Annotated in this window: 17 protein-coding genes and 1 tRNA gene; 9 read left to right on the top strand and 9 right to left on the bottom strand. The window is 63.6% G+C overall.

All coding sequences use genetic code 11. The annotated features are described in order from the left end of the window. Positions 1–102: 102 nt before the first annotated feature. Complete coding sequence (locus N5A93_RS17520; RefSeq protein ID WP_268956390.1) at positions 103–393, bottom strand: hypothetical protein; 291 nt, start codon at positions 391–393, stop codon at positions 103–105. Between the two features lie 348 nt (positions 394–741). On the opposite strand from N5A93_RS17520, the gene N5A93_RS17525 reads away from it, so the two are divergent. The 3 genes from N5A93_RS17525 to N5A93_RS17535 are packed head-to-tail and all read left to right on the top strand — an operon-like array spanning position 742 to position 3,090. After that, entirely contained in the window at positions 742–1,053 is a 312-nt protein-coding gene (locus N5A93_RS17525; RefSeq protein ID WP_268956391.1) for a DUF3489 domain-containing protein, read from the top strand. A 28-nt stretch (positions 1,054–1,081) separates the two neighbouring features. Next, complete coding sequence (locus N5A93_RS17530; protein WP_268956427.1) at positions 1,082–1,453, top strand: DUF2924 domain-containing protein; 372 nt, start codon at positions 1,082–1,084, stop codon at positions 1,451–1,453. Further along, on the top strand, positions 1,450–3,090 hold the full coding sequence (locus N5A93_RS17535) for a recombinase family protein (protein WP_268956392.1): 1,641 nt from the start codon (positions 1,450–1,452) through the stop codon (positions 3,088–3,090). The genes N5A93_RS17530 and N5A93_RS17535 overlap by 4 nt, the downstream gene beginning before the upstream one ends. Before the next feature lie 172 nt (positions 3,091–3,262). Here N5A93_RS17535 and N5A93_RS17540 read toward each other — a convergent pair. Then, positions 3,263–3,337 (bottom strand) — tRNA-Gln (locus tag N5A93_RS17540). Between the two features lie 138 nt (positions 3,338–3,475). Continuing rightward, positions 3,476–3,976 (bottom strand): SH3 domain-containing protein, encoded by a 501-nt coding sequence (locus N5A93_RS17545; protein ID WP_268956393.1) that lies wholly within the window; start codon positions 3,974–3,976, stop codon positions 3,476–3,478. Positions 3,977–4,088: 112 nt separating this feature from the next. On the opposite strand from N5A93_RS17545, the gene N5A93_RS17550 reads away from it, so the two are divergent. Both N5A93_RS17550 and ggt read left to right on the top strand, forming a co-directional pair. Continuing rightward, positions 4,089–5,075, top strand: a complete 987-nt coding sequence (locus N5A93_RS17550; protein ID WP_268956394.1) for a 2-hydroxyacid dehydrogenase — start codon at positions 4,089–4,091, stop codon at positions 5,073–5,075. 26 nt (positions 5,076–5,101) lie between these two features. Beyond that, positions 5,102–6,895 (top strand): gamma-glutamyltransferase, encoded by a 1,794-nt coding sequence (gene ggt / locus N5A93_RS17555; protein WP_268956395.1) that lies wholly within the window; start codon positions 5,102–5,104, stop codon positions 6,893–6,895. Between the two features lie 219 nt (positions 6,896–7,114). On the opposite strand, the gene N5A93_RS17560 is transcribed toward ggt, so the two are convergent. From N5A93_RS17560 to N5A93_RS17570, 3 genes are all read right to left on the bottom strand, one after another. Next, positions 7,115–8,188 (bottom strand): 5-(carboxyamino)imidazole ribonucleotide synthase, encoded by a 1,074-nt coding sequence (locus tag N5A93_RS17560; RefSeq protein ID WP_268956396.1) that lies wholly within the window; start codon positions 8,186–8,188, stop codon positions 7,115–7,117. After that, a complete protein-coding gene (gene purE / locus N5A93_RS17565; protein WP_268956397.1) occupies positions 8,181–8,681 on the bottom strand; it encodes a 5-(carboxyamino)imidazole ribonucleotide mutase in 501 nt (166 codons plus the stop codon). Before purE ends, N5A93_RS17560 begins: the two co-directional genes overlap by 8 nt. Positions 8,682–8,743: 62 nt before the next feature. Then, positions 8,744–8,968 (bottom strand): YdcH family protein, encoded by a 225-nt coding sequence (locus N5A93_RS17570; protein WP_268956398.1) that lies wholly within the window; start codon positions 8,966–8,968, stop codon positions 8,744–8,746. A 158-nt stretch (positions 8,969–9,126) separates the two neighbouring features. Here N5A93_RS17570 and N5A93_RS17575 point away from each other — a divergent pair, with 158 nt between their 5' ends. Continuing rightward, a complete protein-coding gene (locus N5A93_RS17575; protein ID WP_268956399.1) occupies positions 9,127–9,540 on the top strand; it encodes an Hsp20 family protein in 414 nt (137 codons plus the stop codon). Positions 9,541–9,545: 5 nt separating this feature from the next. Next, positions 9,546–9,773, top strand: coding sequence for a DUF1150 family protein (locus tag N5A93_RS17580; protein ID WP_268956400.1), 228 nt, complete (start codon positions 9,546–9,548; stop codon positions 9,771–9,773). Positions 9,774–9,815: 42 nt separating this feature from the next. On the opposite strand, the gene N5A93_RS17585 is transcribed toward N5A93_RS17580, so the two are convergent. Both N5A93_RS17585 and N5A93_RS17590 read right to left on the bottom strand, forming a co-directional pair. Then, a complete protein-coding gene (locus N5A93_RS17585) occupies positions 9,816–10,517 on the bottom strand; it encodes a hypothetical protein (RefSeq protein WP_268956401.1) in 702 nt (233 codons plus the stop codon). A gap of 76 nt (positions 10,518–10,593) precedes the next feature. Next, entirely contained in the window at positions 10,594–12,306 is a 1,713-nt protein-coding gene (locus N5A93_RS17590) for a bifunctional sulfate adenylyltransferase/adenylylsulfate kinase (protein WP_268956402.1), read from the bottom strand. 302 nt (positions 12,307–12,608) lie between these two features. On the opposite strand from N5A93_RS17590, the gene N5A93_RS17595 reads away from it, so the two are divergent. Further along, on the top strand, positions 12,609–13,661 hold the full coding sequence (locus N5A93_RS17595; RefSeq protein ID WP_328407290.1) for a cytochrome-c peroxidase: 1,053 nt from the start codon (positions 12,609–12,611) through the stop codon (positions 13,659–13,661). A 282-nt stretch (positions 13,662–13,943) separates the two neighbouring features. After that, positions 13,944–16,445 carry a GcvT family protein gene (locus N5A93_RS17600; protein WP_268956403.1) on the top strand — a complete coding sequence of 834 codons (2,502 nt, stop codon included), beginning with the start codon at positions 13,944–13,946 and terminating at the stop codon, positions 16,443–16,445. Between the two features lie 32 nt (positions 16,446–16,477). Here the strand turns inward: N5A93_RS17600 and N5A93_RS17605 are convergent, their stop codons facing one another. Next, a complete protein-coding gene (locus tag N5A93_RS17605; RefSeq protein WP_268956404.1) occupies positions 16,478–17,362 on the bottom strand; it encodes a LysR family transcriptional regulator in 885 nt (294 codons plus the stop codon).

Below are 17,362 nucleotides of genomic sequence, written 5' to 3' on the forward strand. Positions count from 1 at the left end.
CTGCTGCGCTTGAGCTACGCAAGGACTCCGCTCAGCAGGCCTTGACCGCAACCTAATCACGAGAAAGAAACAGGAACGGATTCTACATCCAAACGGCCCACATTAAGGGGCTGGGTCAATCTTGTAAATACCGCTGGCGTCGATCTTGGCCAATTCATCATATGCATCAAGAAGTAGTGGAGAATCGTTTGTCTGAGCGCCTGTGTGGGAAAATCGGTTTGCAGTAACAAGAGAAGCACCCAATTGCTTCGCCAAACTCTCCATCAGGCGGGTTTTGCCTGCTCCGGGTTCTGCCAAGACTACAATGAAGCGCGATGCGGCCAAAAGAGCAGCTTCGCTATAGGTCTTGTCGTCAGAGAAAAGGGTTCGGTGAAGGTAGAAATCTGAGTTCATCGCCGTACCATAACGCGAACCTCAATTTGTCGCCATACAAGACAGGGCAAAGCCCGACGACAATTGTTCCAAATGAAGCAAGGCATAGAACTCATTTACATCGGCTCGGTGTCCTCAAAGCCGACTTTGGCGCATAGCGCAGCGAAAGTCCGGTTTCCGCCCCCAGTTCCCCTTTGGCCCCGCAGATTTCCTCCGTTTGGCCGTCATTCTCAACTGGACTTCGCGCGTGCGTCGAGCGGTACTGTCACCCGCGACGCAAGTGTTTGATCGTGACCTTCGGCCCGGAATGTCGGGCTTTGTTTGGTAGCAGGGGCAAAACGTCCCTGCCATTGAGCAAGGGAAACGACCATGACGACAGCCAGCCCCAATCAATCTAAGACAGGCGCGAAGTCAAAATCTCTAATAAAACGAACGACCAAGAAGGAGCAATTGATCCGCATGCTGAGCGGCAAGGCCGGCAGTGATGTTGCCGCACTCAGCCGGAAACTCGGCTGGCAAAGCCATACGACGCGCGCGGCACTGAGCGGGTTGCGCAAAGCCGGGTATGAGATCGCAGCAGAGAAGTCCAACGCAGGTAAGCCGACGCGGTATCGGATCACGGCTGCACCCGACCCAGCGGACAGCAAGCTAAAGCCCAAGGTGTCCGCTCATGCCGGGTAAGCCGCATCCGGACCGGGACCAGGTGCGCATGCACTGGGAGGAGGCCTTCGGGGCTCCTCCGCCAGCATACCTGTCGGTGAGTTTCATGGAGCACGCGATCTCTTATGAGGCCCAGTGCCGACAGAACGGCGGCTTGCCCGCCAAGACGCGAACTGCGTTGAGGCGCATCGCGGAAGGCCGACCATCCGCCACTGCCTCGCCAGGTCGCCTGCGTCCCGGCGCGCTTCTCGTACGCGAATGGAACGGGCGCACCTACCACGTTGAGGTGACAGCCGACGGCTACATTCTTGACGGTCGAACCTGGGCATCGCTCTCAGCAATCGCAAAACAGATCACCGGCACGATTTGGTCCGGGCCGCGCTTCTTTGGCCTGAATAGCCGAGCGGGGAAGGGGCCATGAACAAGGTCCGCTGCGCCATATACACTCGGAAGAGCTCGGAGGATGGGCTGGAGCAGGAGTTCAACTCGCTCCATGCACAGCGGGAGGCTTGTGCCGCCTATATCGCCAGCCAGAGGCACGAAGGTTGGGTCCTGTTGTCCGAAGAGTATGATGATGGCGGCTTGTCCGGCGGGTCGCTGGAGCGTCCTGCCTTGCAGCGCTTGCTCGATCACGTGCGGGACGGTCGCGTGGATCAGATCGTAGTCTACAAGATCGACCGCCTGACCCGCTCGCTCGCCGACTTTGCCAAGATCGTCGATACCCTTGATGCGGCTGATGCGTCCTTCGTCTCGGTCACCCAGTCCTTCAATACGGCAACCTCGATGGGGCGGCTGACCCTGAACATGCTGCTCTCGTTTGCCCAGTTTGAGCGTGAAGTCACCGCTGAGCGCATCCGCGACAAGATCGCAGCGTCCAAGCGCAAGGGGCTTTGGATGGGCGGGCAGGTGCCCATGGGGTATGACGCGGATGGCCGCACGCTGAAGCTCAATGAAGTCGAGGCTGAGGCGATCAGAACGCTCTACGATCTCTACGAACGATTTGGGACAGTGCGCGCGGTCAGGGATGAAGCAGAACGCCTTAATCTGCGAAGCCGCCGCAGAACCTCCGCCAGCGGGCGCGTGACCGGCGGCGGCCACTTTGACCGTGGCCACATCCATCACATTCTGACCAACCCGATCTACGCGGGCCGCATCCGGCATCGCGAAAAGGTCCATAAGGGGGCTCATCCAGCGATCATCGAGCCGGAGCGATGGGAGAGAGTTCAGGACAGGCTGAAAACAGGTGCGACCCGCACCCGAGACAGGCGGAAAGCTAAGAGCAGAAGCCTGCTTTGCGGAAAACTCCATGATGAGACCGGCGACAGGCTGACCCCGTCGCACTCAAAGACTAAGGCAGGGGTCCGTCTGCGCTACTACATCTCTCACCGCCTGATCGCACAGAGCGGAAAGCCTCGTCCGGATGCGTGGAGATTGCCGGCCGCGGAGCTTGAGCGAAAGATTGTGAATCTGATCGAATCCACCCTCACTTCAACGGGGTTTTTGGCAAAGCTTGTTGAGAATGTATCAGCGGATGCGATTGGTCGGCACGCGGCTTGCCTTGCCGCCAACGCTGCTGATGGCGCTCTGGCAACGCCTCTGAAGCTCGTCGATCGGATCGATCTGGCGCCTGGCACAGTTCAACTAAGGCTCGACCCGGTCGAACTTGCTAAAGTATTGGACATGGTCCCAGACGATCTGAATAAGTCCGCTCTCGCTCACACATTCCCGTTCCAGCTTCGTAAACGCGGGGTGGAGACCAAGATCATCTTGGCTGATCGGCCTCAAGAAATAGACAATACCCTGATCCGCAACATCGCGCGCGCCCATGCCTGGTTCGAACGGATCAAAGCAGGTGAAACCTTCTCAGACATCGCCACGACCGACGACATCTCGAAGCGTCGCATCCAGCAACTTGTAGGTCTGGCCTTTCTGGCTCCCGACATCGTCCGGGATGTCTTGGATGGACAACAGCCGCCGGGCTTTACCTCCGAGTGGTGTTTGCGACACGATCTGCCATCCGAGTGGACCGCACAGCGCCAGCTTCTGGCGACTCTCTGATCCAAACCTTCTCAACCTCGTATGGCGAAAACGGCCAACGCAGACTTTAGCCCTATGGAGCGCCATTTGCGCGGCGTTCTGGTGTCTGCGAAAGAAAGCAACTCACGCAAGCCTTTGAACTTACGCCACAATCCGCTGCGTACCTCGCATGGTCTCGAATTTGGGAAGTGCTTGGCTGGGGTGGTAGGATTCGAACCTACGGTACACGGTACCAAAAACCGCTGCCTTACCACTTGGCTACACCCCAACGGTGACGCGCTAATTACTCTGGACCTTGACCCGGTTCAAGGCCCGAAGCGAAAAAAAACCGATCAATGCTGAGGGCTGCCAAAAGCGTCGTCACAAGGCCTCTGGCTGTGGGGCGTGGCGACCGCGCGGGTCCGGGTCAATCGAGGGTTTCGCCCGGGTGAACGCCCCATATCGCGGTTTTCAGACTCCAGCCGGCGTAGCCGCCCGCAGAAAGCCGGCACCAGTCGATGCTGCAGGAATCGATGCGCGCGATTACGCCGAATTCAAGCCGGGCCACGACCATCGATGCCGGATCGGGCTTGGCGTGGAGCTCCAGTGTCTCCTCTTCTACGATGGCGGTCCGCACGCCCGAGAGCAATGAATAGTGAATCCAGCCACCCGCGCCGTCGCGGTCGCGCACGCGACGCCAGTGGCCGTGCTCGGCAGTGATTTCCAGCGGCATATCTCTGCGCTTGAAGACCCAGTCGATCCGGTGTGTCAGGCTGGGGCCACGGCGGACATTGCCTTCGCTGGCCTTCATCGACACGAAGCGGGGCAGGGGCAGGTTGGTTACCGGACCACGGTCGGCCGCTGGGGATTGCGTTGCAAGCCCCAGTGAGAGCGCCAATGCGCTTAACAACCCAAGACGCGATTTCATGGCCCGTGATCCGATTTCTGCTCGATGATCGGCATGGGGTTCTTGTGCCCCGTCCGTTCCTGCGCCACTCTGGCAGCAATATGCCGGCATGAAAAGTGAAAGGAGGGGGTGCATGTCATCTGGACGTCTGAGTGTTGTCGTTACGCGACGCTTGCCCGCGCCGGTCGAAAGCCGGCTGGCCGAATTGTTCGACGTTACCCTGAACGAGGATGACACACCGCTGGGCCGCGCCGCGCTTGCCAGCGCGATGCGCGAGGCTGATATCCTGGTGCCGACCTTGAGCGACAGGATCGACGCGGCCCTGATCGCGCAGGCGGGTGACCGTCTGAAGCTGATCGCCAATTACGGGGCGGGGGTCGATCATATCGATGTGCAGACCGCCCGTCAGCACGGTATCCTCGTGTCGAACACGCCGGGTGTCTCGGCCGATGATACGGCCGACATGGCGATGGCGCTGATCCTTGGCGTCGCGCGGCGCATCCCCGAGGGGCTGGCGCTGATGCAGTCGGGAGGCTGGGAAGGCTGGTCGCCAAGCGCCTTGCTGGGCGGGCGGCTGTCGGGGCGTCGGCTCGGGATCCTCGGGATGGGCCGCATCGGTCAGGCGGTGGCGCGGCGCGCGGCGGCATTCAACATGCAGATCCATTACCACAACCGCCGGCGGCTGCGCCCCGAGAGCGAGGAGGCGCTCGGCGCGACATATTGGGAAAGCCTCGACCAGATGGTCGCGCGGATGGATGTGCTCAGCATCAACTGCCCGCATACGCCTTCGACCTTTCACCTGATGAACGCGCGACGCCTGAAGCTGATGAAGCCGGAAGCGGTGATCGTGAACACCTCGCGGGGCGAGGTGATCGACGAGAATGCGCTGACGCGGATGCTGCGCGCTGGCGAGATCGCCGGCGCGGGGCTTGATGTCTATGAGCATGGTGCCGAGGTGAATCCGCGCCTGCGCGAGCTGAAGAACGTGGTGTTGTTGCCGCATATGGGTTCGGCGACCGTCGAGGGTCGCATCGAGATGGGCGAGAAGGTGATCGTCAACATCAAGACCTTTCAGGACGGCCACCGCCCGCCCGATCAGGTGGTTCCGGCCATGCTGTAAGGCGCGCCATCCAGGGAGGGTTGGACATGAGAACGATCCTGACGGCGTTTGCCGCTGCCATGCTGTTTTCGGGCGCGCTTTGGGCGCAGCAGGCGACCGACAGCGTGGCGCCGGAAGGTGCGGGCGTGGGGTCCGCGGCGTCGGTGCCGGCATCGTCCGAGGTCGCTGCGGCTGAGGCTGCGAAGGCCGCAGGCAGGCCCGTCGAGGCGCAAGACTGGATGGTTTCGGTGGCTAATCCGCTCGCGGCCGAGGCCGGTGCCAGAGTGCTGCGCGCGGGCGGCACGGCGGCGGATGCGATGGTGGCGGTGCAGGCGGTGCTGGGGCTGGTGGAGCCGCAAAGCTCGGGCTTGGGGGGCGGGGCGTTCCTGGTCTGGCGCGATGGCGGGACCGGTGAAATCACCACGCTTGACGGGCGCGAGACGGCGCCGCTGGCGGCGACGCCGCGGCTGTTCCAGGACGCAACGGGTGAACCGATGCAGTTCTATGATGCCGTGGTCGGCGGGCGCTCGGTGGGGGTTCCGGGCACGCCTGCGTTGATGGAAGCGGCGCATGAACGCTGGGGACGCGCCGATTGGGCGGGGCTGTTCGATGACGCCATTGCGCTGGCCGAGGAGGGCTTCGCGGTGAGCCCGCGCCTTTCGATCATGGCGGCGGGCGATGCGCTGCGCCTGTCGCGGTTTGGCCCGACAAGGGACTATTTCCTGAGTGACAACAGCCTGTTGGAAGTGGGCGAGAGACTGCGAAACCCGGAATATGCCGAGACATTGCGCAGTCTCGCAAGCGATGGCGCGGTGGCCTTCTACAGCGGCGAGATCGCCCGCGACATCGTCGCCACGGTGCGCGGCGCGCAGGGCAATCCGGGGGTCATGACCGAGACCGACCTTGCGATCTATCGCGTCAAGGAGCGCGCACCGGTCTGCATCGCTTACCGCGCCTACGAGGTCTGCGGCATGGGGCCGCCATCTTCGGGCGGGCTGACGGTGGGGCAGATCCTGGGGATGCTGGAGCCTTTCGACCTTGGTGCGATGGGGCCCGGGAGCCCAGAGGCCTGGCGGCTGATCGGCGACGCGAGCCGCCTGGCCTTTGCCGACCGGGGGCGCTACATGGCCGATGACGATTTTGTGCCGATCCCGGTCAAGGGTTTGATCGCCAAGGATTATCTTGAACGCCGTTCGCAAGTTCTGAGGGGCGATGACGCGCTGCCGGAGGTGGCGCCGGGGCAGCCGGCATTCGACCACGCGCTTGACCTGGCGGATGACGAATCAATCGAGTTTCCCTCGACCTCGCATATTTCGTTAACGGATCGTTACGGCAACGCGCTGTCGATGACCACGACAATCGAGAACGCCTTCGGGTCGCGGCTGATGGTGCGGGGATTCCTGCTGAACAACGAGTTGACTGATTTTTCCTTCAGAAGCCATGAAGACGGCGTTCCGGTGGCCAACCGGGTGGAGCCGGGCAAGCGGCCGCGATCCTCGATGGCGCCGACCATCGTGCTGAAGGATGGGGCCCCCGTATTGATTGTGGGCAGTCCCGGCGGCAGCCGGATCATCGGTTACGTGGTCAAGGCGATCATTGCGCATCTGGACTGGAAAATGGATGTGCAGCAGGCGGTTAGCCTACCCAACATGGTCAATCGTTTCGGCGTTTTCGATGTTGAGGCGGGGCGTGTCTCGCCGCGCCTTGCGGCGCGTCTCGAGGCGCTGGGATACGAGGTTTCGGCGCGTCCGCTGGTATCGGGATTGCAGGCGATCGCAATTGGCGCGACGCTGCGCGGCGGGGCCGATCCCCGCCGCGAAGGGATCGCGCTGGGCGAGTGAAGGGCTTGAGAACACGTCGGATTCCGGGATCGGTGTCGCGTCGGTCATCGCGTCGGTATCGTTTCGGTGTCGGGCCTGATGGGCGAAGGGGCCTCCGGCGGGAGTATTTGGGGCAAGATGAAGCCTGGCGCGATCCGGACTTCATCTGGCTGAAAATACCTCGGGGGAGTCGCAGCTTGCTGCGACGGGGGCGGCGCCCCCATGTTCGGGCGACCCCGTTCAGCCGCGCGTGACGCGGTTCACATGGCCCATCTTGCGCCCCGGCCTGGTGTCGCCTTTGCCGTAAAGATGCAGCGCCGCGCCGGGTTCGCGGGCGATATGGGGCACGCGCGTGATGTCATCGCCGATCAGGTTCTCCATCACCACATCCGCATATCGGCTGCCATCGCCCAGCGGCCAGCCCGCCACGGCGCGGATATGCTGCTCGAACTGGTCTATGGCGCAGCCCTGCTGCGTCCAGTGGCCGGAATTATGCACGCGCGGTGCAATCTCGTTGACGATCAGCCCCTCGGAGGTCACGAACAGTTCCACCCCCATCACCCCGACATAGTCGAGCTTGTTGAGGATTTGCCCGGTCAGCAGAACCCCATCGCTTCGCTGCGCATTGTTCAGGCGCGCGGGCACCGTGGTGCGGCGCAGGATACCGTCTTCGTGCAGGTTCTCGCCCGGGTCGAAGCAGGCCACGTCGCCGGACAGGTTGCGCGCGCCGATCACCGAAACCTCGTGGCTGAACTCCACGAATCCTTCCAGGATCGCGGGCTGCCCCTGCATGGCGGCAAGGGCGCTTTCGGCGTCCTCGGGCGCGGTGATCCGCGCCTGGCCCTTGCCGTCATATCCCAGTCGCCGGGTTTTCAGGATCGCGGGCAGGCCGATCTCGGCCAGGGCCTCGGCCAGGTCGATTTCATCATCAATGGCGGCGAAGGGCGCGGTCTTGAGCCCCAGCTCCGTCAGGAACGCCTTTTCGGTCAGCCGGTCCTGGCTGATGCGCAGCGCGTTGCGCCCCGGACGCGCGGGTTTGCCGCAAGCGTCCAGCATGTCCAGCGCCGAGGTCGGGATATTCTCGAACTCGAAAGTGACCACATCGACAGCGGCGGCGAACCGGCGCAACGCGGCCTCGTCCTCGTAGGGGGCGGCGATATGCTGCCCCGCCACATGGCTTGCCGGGCAGTCGGCGCCCGGTTCGAACACGCAGGTGCGAAAGCCCAGGCGCGATGCGGCCACGGCCAGCATCCGGCCCAGTTGCCCGCCGCCCAGGATACCGATCGTCGCGCCGGTCGAAAGGGGTTCAGTCATCTTGCGGCTCTTCCGGAATCGAGTTGGAAAGGGTCGCGCGCCAAGCGTCGAGGCGCTGCGCCAGCGACGGGTCGCCATTGGCCAGGATCGCTGCGGCCATCAGCCCGGCATTGGCCGCCCCCGCCGCGCCGATCGCCATGGTCGCCACCGGGAAGCCCCTTGGCATCTGCACGATGGAATACAGGCTGTCGACGCCCGCGAGCGCCTTGCTCTGCACCGGCACGCCGATTACCGGCACCCGCGTCTTCGAGGCCATCATCCCCGGCAGATGCGCCGCGCCTCCGGCCCCGGCGATGATCACCTGCAATCCGCGTCCGGCGGCCTTGCTGCCGTAATCCCACAGCCGGTCGGGCGTGCGATGCGCCGAGACGATCCGGGTTTCGTAAGGCACCTCGAGCTCATCGAGGATCTCCGCGGCGGCGCGCATGGTCTGCCAGTCCGACTGGCTGCCCATGATGATGCCGACCTTGATCTTGCCTGTGTCTGCGCCCATGTCACTGGCCCCTTGCTTTGGAGCGCGCACTATACCCATCGCAGGCCCCGACGCAATCGGGGTCAGGCGATGATATCGGGGTATAGGCGATCCTCGATATAGGCGATCATGTCCTTGAGCCGTAATTTCTGCTGCTTGAGGCGCTTGATAGTCAGCGGATCGCTCGATCCCTTCTCCTGAAGGGCGGCGATCGCATCGTCCAGGTCGCGGTGCTGACGGCGGAATTCCTCAAGCTCGATGCGCAGCACCTCGTCCGATTTCATGGAGAGATCGCTGAAAGCGTTCATGCCGATGATTCCCTGTGACTGGCCCCGGCTGTGAGGATACCGCTTTTGCATGCCCCGGCAAAGCCCTTGCACGGGCGGCAGCCAGCCCCCATATTTGCCTTGTCGGATCGCCGGAATGGGGTCCGGCATGGACTGTCGCTTTGATGAAGGACGTGTCGATGACAAAGCTCACGTTGGGGTCGCACCCTTATATGCTCGGGTTCGAGCAGTTGGAACGCATGCTTGAACGCAGTGCCAAATCCGGCAACGAGGGCTATCCCCCGTTCAATATCGAACAGACCTCGCAGAGTTCCTACCGGATCACGCTGGCCGTGGCCGGGTTCTGCGAACAGGATCTGTCGATCACGGTGGAGGACCGCCAGCTGGTGATCCGTGGCCGCCAGAGTGATGAGGCCGACACCCGTGTCTATCTGCACCGCGGGATTGCCGCGCGCCAGTTCCAGCGCTCTTTCGTGCTGGCGGATGGCGTCGAAGTGGGCGAGGCGATCATCGAAAACGGTCTGCTGCATGTGGACCTCACGCGCGCCGAACCCGAAACCGTGGTGCAGCGGATCAGGATCAACAAGGGGTAACCGATATGGAAACCAGGTACGATTTCGGTGCCGACGAGGGCCGCAACATCGTCTATGTCCGGCCTGTGAACGTGGCGGACCTTCCCGAGGAAATGCGTGAGCAGGCCATGGGCAGTGAGACGCTCTATGCGCTGCACTCGGCTGCGGGTGAGCGCCTTGCGCTGGTGCGCGACCGTCGCCTTGCCTTTGTGCTGGCGCGCCAGAACAACATGACGCCGGTGACGGTTCACTGATCGCTCGATATATTCGCTGACCATTCGTGACGCGGCGTACGCTCAGGTCGCCTTGGGCCAGATATCGTGGCGCGCGTGAATGAGCGCAGCAGCGGTCAGGTTGGCATCATGGCGTCCTTGCCCGGCGATCAGGCTGTCTTGCAGTGCGTGATCGTCGGCAAAGGCCGGGCGCAGTGCTTCACGCGCAGGCGGCGCGCTGCGAATGGCGATGCCCCGGGCCGCGAGCAGGCCTGACAGCCAGATATCATCCACCGCCCGGACGGCTGTGGGCGGGGCAAGATCCGGCCCGGACAGCCAGGCAGGGTCGATCAGCACGCCCGAGAACCCCTGCGCGATATCCGCATGTTCCGGCGTCGGTGCGCCTGAAACCCGCCCCAGCCGCGCCACGCTGAAGCCCTGTCCCGTGACCGCCTCGTCCGGGTGCGCAGCCTCCAGAAGTGCCGCCGCCCAACCCGGCCCCGCAATCCAGTCATCATCGCAATAGATCAGCCGCGGCACCTGCCCCGCCAGCCGGTCCGACGCCACCAGGGCCTTGGTGGCGGGGCCGTGATCTTGTGCGCTCCACATGAGCTCGACCCCGGCGGGCAGGGCAGGGGCCTGCACCGGGCCGTAGAACCGGACATAGCGGCGGGGCAGCGCCAATATCACCCGCTCGGGTGCGGGGCGCTGCGCCAGAAGGCTTTCCAGCACCGGCCCGATGCGCGCGAAACGTGGCGGGATCGAACTGAGAGAAATCGCATACATGGCAACTGGCTAAACGCAAACGGGCCGCCCCGGCAAGGGCGGCCCGTCGTTGCTTCAAGCGGGAACCGGAGGCGCGTCAGCCCGCGATCAGGCCCATCTGTTCCAGCTTCAGGATCACCTGATGGGCGCAGTTGTCGACTTCGACATTCTCGGTCTCGACGCGCAGCTCGGGGTCCTGGGGCACATCGTAGGGGTCCGAAATCCCGGTGAATTCCTTGATCTTTCCCTCGCGTGCCAGCTTGTAGAGACCCTTGCGGTCACGACGTTCGCATTCTTCGATCGTGGTGGCGACATGCACCTCGACAAAGGCGCCATACTGCTCGACATCCTCGCGCACGGCGCGCCGGGTGGCGGCATAGGGCGCGATCGGGGCGCAGATGGCGATGCCGCCATTCTTGGTGATCTCGCTCGCCACATAGCCGATCCGACGGATGTTGAGGTCGCGATGCTCCTTGGAGAAGCCCAGCTCGGAACTCAGGTTCTTGCGCACGATATCGCCATCCAGAAGCGTGACCGGGCGGCCACCCATCTCCATCAGCTTGGTCAGGAGCGCGTTGGCGATCGTGGATTTGCCGCTGCCCGAGAAGCCGGTGAAAAAGACGGTGAAACCCTGCTGACTGCGCGGCGGGTAGCGGTGGCGCAGCTCGCGCACCACTTCGGGGAACGAGAACCACTCGGGAATCTCCAGCCCCTCGCGCAGGCGGCGGCGCAGCTCGGTGCCCGAGATGTTCAGGATCGTGACATTGTCGCGGTCCTCAATCTCGTCGATGGCCTCGTATTGGGCGCGTTCCTGCACGAACACCATATGTTTGAAATCGACCATCTCGATTCCCATTTCTTCCTGGTGCTGGCGGAACAGGTCCTGGGCGTCATAGGGGCCGTAGAAATCCTCGCCCGCGCTGTTCTTGCCGGGGCCGGCATGGTCGCGCCCGACGATGAAATGGGTGCAGCCGTGGTTCTTGCGGATCAACCCGTGCCAGACCGCCTCGCGCGGACCGGCCATGCGCATCGCCAGGTTGAGCAGGCTCATCGTGGTGGTCGATCCCGGGTATTTGTCCAGCACCGCCTCATAGCAGCGCACGCGGGTGAAGTGATCCACGTCGCCCGGCTTGGTCATGCCGACGACCGGATGGATCAGGAGGTTGGCCTCCGCTTCCTTGGCGGCGCGGAAGGTCAGCTCCTGATGGGCGCGGTGCAGCGGGTTGCGGGTCTGGAAGGCGACGACCTTGCGCCAGCCCAGTTTGCGAAACAGCGCGCGCAGTTCATTGGGCGTGTCGCGGCGGCCGCGGAAATCGTAATGCACCGGCTGCTGGATGCCAGTGACCGGCCCGCCCAGATAGACCTTCCCGGCGCTGTGATGCAGGTAGTTCACGGCCGGATGTGCCAGATCGTCGGCGCCGAACACCTTTTCGGCCTCGCGCGGCTTGTCGGGGGTCCAGCGGTCGGTGACCGTCATCGTGGCGAGGATCACGCCCTCCTGGTCGCGCAGCGCGATATCCTGTCCCAGTTCCAGCCCTTCGGCAAAGCTCTCCGAAACATCCAGCGTGATCGGCATCGGCCAGAGCGCGCCGTCGGCCAGGCGCATATTCTCGACCACGCCGTCGTAATCGGCTTCGCTCATGAAGCCCTTGAGCGGGCTGAACCCGCCATTCATCAGCAGTTCCAGATCGCAGATCTGGCGCGGTGTCAGATCCCAGCTGATCAGATCGCCGGCTTCGCCCTTCAGCTTCTGGGCGGATTCATAGGATACGTATAACTCGGGAATGGGGGCCAGGTTCTGCTGGGTCATCATAACTCTCGGATTCTGCTTCGCGAAAAGGGGACGCCGCCAGAAGCGGCGCAGGCTTGATCAGGGCCTTAGCCCCGCATTATGGCGGGATTCAAGGGTGAGTTGGACGTTTTCATGAAAAGAGGCGTCTGTGCCACCCATCCGCAACCCGGTGGAAAGATGTTGCGCGCGAGAGAGGCCCGGCGAAACCATGATCGTCCGTATGCCGTGCAGATTCTTGATCTGCGTCAACGTGGCGTGAACCGGCCTCGATTAGAATGATTCCAGACGCGCGAACGTCAATTGAGGTTCTGGAGGAATCCATGTCAGTTTTACGTCATCTTGCGCTTGGAACCGCCTCGGTTCTGGCGCTGTCGTCCGGGGCGCAGGCATCCGAATTGCGCGATAATGCGCTCGATATGTTCGCAGCCCTGCCCTCGACGGTGCCTGCGCTCAAAGATAACATAATCACCCCGGAAAAGATCGAACTGGGCAAGGCGCTGTTCTTCGATCCGCGCATGTCGGCCTCGGGGGTGTTCTCGTGCAACTCCTGCCACAACCTCGCGACCGGCGGTGATGACAACATGCCCACCTCGATCGGCCATGGCTGGCAGCAGGGGCCGCGCAACTCGCCCACGGTGCTGAACGCCGTGTTCAACGAAGCGCAGTTCTGGGATGGCCGTGCCGCCGACCTTGCCGAACAGGCCAAGGGTCCCGTCCAGGCCGGTGTTGAAATGGCCAACACGCCCGACAACGTGCTCGCCACGCTCAATTCGATGCCCCAATATCAGGACTGGTTCAAGGCGTCCTTCCCCGAGGAGGCGGATCCCGTCACCTTCGACAATTTCGCCAAGGCGATCGAGGCGTTCGAAGCCACGCTGATCACGCCCGCGCCCTTTGACGCCTTCCTCAATGGCGACGACAACGCCCTAACCGACCAGCAGAAGGTGGGGCTTGAGCTTTTCATGGACAAGGGCTGCGCCTCTTGCCACAACGGCGTCAATCTCGGCGGCACGGGGTACTTTCCCTTCGGCCTGATCGAGAAGCCCGGTGCCGATGTGCTGCCGCCCGATGACAAGGGCCGCTTCCAGGTCACCGCGACGGCGGATGATTCCTATGTGTTCCGCGCCTCGCCCCTGCGCAATATCGACCAGACCGCGCCCTATTTCCATTCCGGCAAGGTCTGGGATCTGAAGGTCGCCGTGGCGATCATGGGGACCTCGCAGCTCGGCACCGAACTGACCGAGCCCGAGGTCGACGACATCGTCGCCTTCCTCGGCGCATTGACCGGCAAGGTGCCCGAGGTGATCTATCCGATCCTGCCGGCCGAAACCGCGACCACGCCGCATCCCACCGGCGAGGTGGTGCCGAACTGACGGCGCGGATGATCCTGCAGACAAGCGTCGGCGCGGGCGAACCCCGCGCCGTTCTCATCTGGGCGACAGGCGGTTTCGCCCGGTTTGTCAGGCGCGGCGCGCCCGGCGGGCGCCGGATGCCTCCGGCGGGAGTATTTGGAGCAAGATGAAGCGCGCAGGCGTCTTGGCGCGGTGAAGATGGCGCCGGGCGTCGGTTTTGCGCAATCTTGTGTCGGCTGGACCCTGCGTGGCGATGCAGGACTGATAAACAGGGTCCAACGCCATTCAAGGAGTCGCAGCCCAATGAAGACCCATGTCAAAGCCCTGATCGTCGGTGGCGGCGCCATCGGCACATCAATCGCCTACCATCTGGCAAAGTTCGGATGGGACGATGTCATGCTGCTGGAGCGCGACGAGCTGACGAGCGGTTCCACCTGGCACGCCGCGGGGCTGCTGCCGCTGTTCAACATGTCCTATGCGGTCACCCATATCCACGACTACTCGGTCAGGTTCTACAAGACGCTTGAAGAGGAGACCGGGCTCAATGCGGGGTTCTCGGTGGTGGGCAACCTGCGCATGGCGCAGAGCGATGCGCGGATGGACGAATACATGGTCTATGCCTCCACCGCGGAAACGGTGGGGGTGCCCTTCGAGTGGCTGACGCCCGCGCAGATCAAGGAACGCTGGCCGCTGGTCAATTGCGACGATCTGAACGGCGCGATCTATCATCCGACCGATGGCTATATCAACCCGGCCGACGTGACCATGGCCATGGCGCGGGGCGCGCGCCAGCGCGGCGTCGCCATCGAGCGCAAGTGGCAGGCGGATGCCTATCACTGGAATGGTGAGGCCTGGGAGGTGACGCTGACCAAGATGGTCGAGAAGGGCGGCAACCTTGTGCCGTCCGAGGAGCAGGTTGTTGTCACGGCCGAGCATGTGGTCACCGCCACGGGCAACCATGCGCAGCGCACGGCGCGCCTGTTGGGCATCAAGACACCGGCCATCCCGGTCGAGCATCAGTTCATCGTGACCGAGCCCGACCCGGCGCTGGTGGACTACCGCAAGGCGGGCAATCCCGAGCATCCGGTGCTGCGCGATGCCGATGCCAAGTGGTATGTGCGCGAGGAGCGCGGCGGCTGGATCCTTGGCCCGTATGAGCGCAATGCGCCTGCGCGTTTCGAATACGGCGTGCCCGACAGTTTCCGCGCCGATCTCTTTCCGCTGGACCTCGATCGGATCGAGGAGGAATACATGAGCATGATCCACCGGCTTCCCAGTTCGGAGACCGTGGGTCTGAAGGACGATTTCAACGGTCCGATCTGTTACACGCCCGATGGCAACCCGCTGGTCGGCCCGGCGCCGGGGCTGCGCAACATGTGGCTGGCCGAGGGGTTCAGTTTCGGGATCACCGCCGCGGGCGGCACCGGACATTACATGGCGCAGATGATGGTTGAGGGCGAAGCCGAGATCGACATGGCCTCGCTCGATCCCAAGAGGTTCGGCAGCTGGATCACCACCGAATATGGCGCGCGCAAGAACGAGGAGGCCTATAGCCACGTTTATGTTCTGCACCATCCCGACGAGGAGCGCGAAGCCTGCCGCCCGCTGCGCACCGCGCCCAGCTATGACCGCCTGAAGGCGCGCGGCGCCCAGTTCGGTGTCGTCAACGGTTTCGAGCGGCCCAATTATTACGGCCCCGTGGATGCGCCCGCCGATTTCGACCATGGCGCGCGCAGTTTCCGCCGTGGCGGCTGGTGGCAATATGCGGTCGAGGAGGCGAAGGCGGTGCGCGAGGGTGTCGGGCTGATCGACGCGTCGGCCTTTACCAAGCATACCGTGAAGGGGCCGGGGGCGACGGCGTTCCTGGATTGGTTCACCTGCAACCGGCTGCCCAAGGTGGGGCGGATCAACCTGACCTATGCGCTGACGCCCCAGGGCACGACGCGCACAGAATACACCATCGTGCGCCTTGGCGAGGAGAGCTATTACCTGGTCTCCTCCGGGGCGCTGACGGATTACGACGGCGACTACCTGCGTAAATGCGCTGAGGACAAGGCGCCCGAGTTTGGCTATATCGCGGTCGAGGACGTGACCACGCAATGGGGTGTCTTCGCCATTGCCGGGCCGAAATCGCGCGATGTTCTGAATGAGGTCATCAAGGATGCCGAACCCGGCACCGCGCTTTCCAACAAGCGTTTCCCGTGGCTGAGCCAGCGCGATATCGAGCTGGGCATGTGCCCGGTACGCGCGATCCGCGTGGCTTATACGGGCGAGCTGGGATGGGAGCTGCATCACCCTATCGAGATGCAGAACTACCTTTTCGACCTGCTGGAAGATGCGGGCCGCAAGCATGGCATGAAATTGGTCGGCGCGCGCGCTCAGAACTGGCTGCGCCAAGAGAAATCCTATCGCGCCTTCGGCAATGAGCTGGGCCGCGATGCGACGCCGCTCGAGGCCGATCTGCCGCGTTTCGTGGACCAGTCGAAGGACTTCCAGGGCAAGGATGCGATGAATGCGCTTGGTGTGCGGGTCAAATGCGTCACCCTGCTGATCGATGGTCCTGAGGATGCCGACCCATGGGGCGCGGAGGTGCTGTTCGATGGGAGTCAGCGCGTGGGCCGCCTGACATCGGGGGGCTATTCGGTGGCCTTCGGGAAATCCATCGGCATGGGCTATGTCAGCCCCGACAAGGCCGAGATCGGCCAGAAGCTGAAGGTGCGAATCCTGAACCAGTTGTGGGATGCCGAGGTGGTCGAGGACAGCCCCTACGACCCCAGGAACGAGGTCATCCGGGTGGATGGCTGAAGCGAAGGGCCGGGCCGAAAGCCCGGCCTTTTTCATTTGGGGGCGAGGACGGTGCGCAGCATGTCCCAGCATTTCAGGGCAGCGGGGCGGATCGGCTCGGCCAGGCGGATCATGCGCAGATCGAGCATGTGGTCGGGGCCGTCAAGCGGTGCGCGTACCAGGTGACCTTGCGCCAGCGCCTCGCCGGCGACGCCGTGAGGAAGCCATGCAATGCCGATGCCATCGAGTGCATATTGGAGCGCTGCCAGAGTCAGCGCGGTTTCGGCCTTGCGCCTGATATCGGTGTCGGGGGGCAGGCGGCTCAGGACGGCGCGCTCCACCACCTGCCCGAGGAACACGTCACCCGGATAGGCGATAATCGCCAGCGGTTCGGCGGGATCGCGGCTGGACAGAGCGGGCGCGCAGACGGCGACCAGGGGTTCCGCGCCGATCGAGAGCTCGGTGAAGACGCGGCTGTCGGGGCGGGGCGGCCCGAGGGGTGAGTCGTAGATCACAGCCAGATCGACCTCGCCGGTGACAAGCTGTGCGAGGCAGTCGTCGCGATTACCCGAGCGCACCCGCACCGAGCGGTCCTGCGCCAGCAGGTGAACGAGGCGGGGCGAGACGGTGGTGGTGATCGCATGCTGGCAGGCCAGCGACACGATGCGCCCCGCGCCCGAGGCAGACTGGCGCAGACCATCACGCAGCGCGCGCAGGTCGGCGGCCATGCGGCGCATCTCGGCTTCGCGCGCGCGCACGTCAGGCAGCAGTTGCACGGGCTTGCGGGAGCGGTCGAACAGGGCGGCACCGATGCCATCCTCGATGCTGCGGATGCGCCGGGTAAAGGCGGATTGCGTGAGGTTGCGGGCCATCGCCGCACGGGCAAAGGAGCCGGTGTCGAGCACCGCAAGGATATCTTCGAGCCAATCGAGACGCAT

Source organism: Roseovarius salincola (genome assembly GCF_026891095.1).
GTDB lineage: Bacteria > Pseudomonadota > Alphaproteobacteria > Rhodobacterales > Rhodobacteraceae > Roseovarius > Roseovarius salincola.

Coding starts and splice junctions, on each gene's coding strand:
- N5A93_RS17520 (WP_268956390.1), bottom strand. CDS start 393: ATGAACTCAGATTTCTACCTTCACCGAACCCTTTTCTCTGACGACAAG.
- N5A93_RS17525 (WP_268956391.1), top strand. CDS start 742: ATGACGACAGCCAGCCCCAATCAATCTAAGACAGGCGCGAAGTCAAAA.
- N5A93_RS17530 (WP_268956427.1), top strand. CDS start 1,082: ATGCACTGGGAGGAGGCCTTCGGGGCTCCTCCGCCAGCATACCTGTCG.
- N5A93_RS17535 (WP_268956392.1), top strand. CDS start 1,450: ATGAACAAGGTCCGCTGCGCCATATACACTCGGAAGAGCTCGGAGGAT.
- N5A93_RS17545 (WP_268956393.1), bottom strand. CDS start 3,976: ATGAAATCGCGTCTTGGGTTGTTAAGCGCATTGGCGCTCTCACTGGGG.
- N5A93_RS17550 (WP_268956394.1), top strand. CDS start 4,089: ATGTCATCTGGACGTCTGAGTGTTGTCGTTACGCGACGCTTGCCCGCG.
- ggt (WP_268956395.1), top strand. CDS start 5,102: ATGAGAACGATCCTGACGGCGTTTGCCGCTGCCATGCTGTTTTCGGGC.
- N5A93_RS17560 (WP_268956396.1), bottom strand. CDS start 8,188: ATGACTGAACCCCTTTCGACCGGCGCGACGATCGGTATCCTGGGCGGC.
- purE (WP_268956397.1), bottom strand. CDS start 8,681: ATGGGCGCAGACACAGGCAAGATCAAGGTCGGCATCATCATGGGCAGC.
- N5A93_RS17570 (WP_268956398.1), bottom strand. CDS start 8,968: ATGAACGCTTTCAGCGATCTCTCCATGAAATCGGACGAGGTGCTGCGC.
- N5A93_RS17575 (WP_268956399.1), top strand. CDS start 9,127: ATGACAAAGCTCACGTTGGGGTCGCACCCTTATATGCTCGGGTTCGAG.
- N5A93_RS17580 (WP_268956400.1), top strand. CDS start 9,546: ATGGAAACCAGGTACGATTTCGGTGCCGACGAGGGCCGCAACATCGTC.
- N5A93_RS17585 (WP_268956401.1), bottom strand. CDS start 10,517: ATGTATGCGATTTCTCTCAGTTCGATCCCGCCACGTTTCGCGCGCATC.
- N5A93_RS17590 (WP_268956402.1), bottom strand. CDS start 12,306: ATGACCCAGCAGAACCTGGCCCCCATTCCCGAGTTATACGTATCCTAT.
- N5A93_RS17595 (WP_328407290.1), top strand. CDS start 12,609: ATGTCAGTTTTACGTCATCTTGCGCTTGGAACCGCCTCGGTTCTGGCG.
- N5A93_RS17600 (WP_268956403.1), top strand. CDS start 13,944: ATGAAGACCCATGTCAAAGCCCTGATCGTCGGTGGCGGCGCCATCGGC.
- N5A93_RS17605 (WP_268956404.1), bottom strand. CDS start 17,362: ATGCGTCTCGATTGGCTCGAAGATATCCTTGCGGTGCTCGACACCGGC.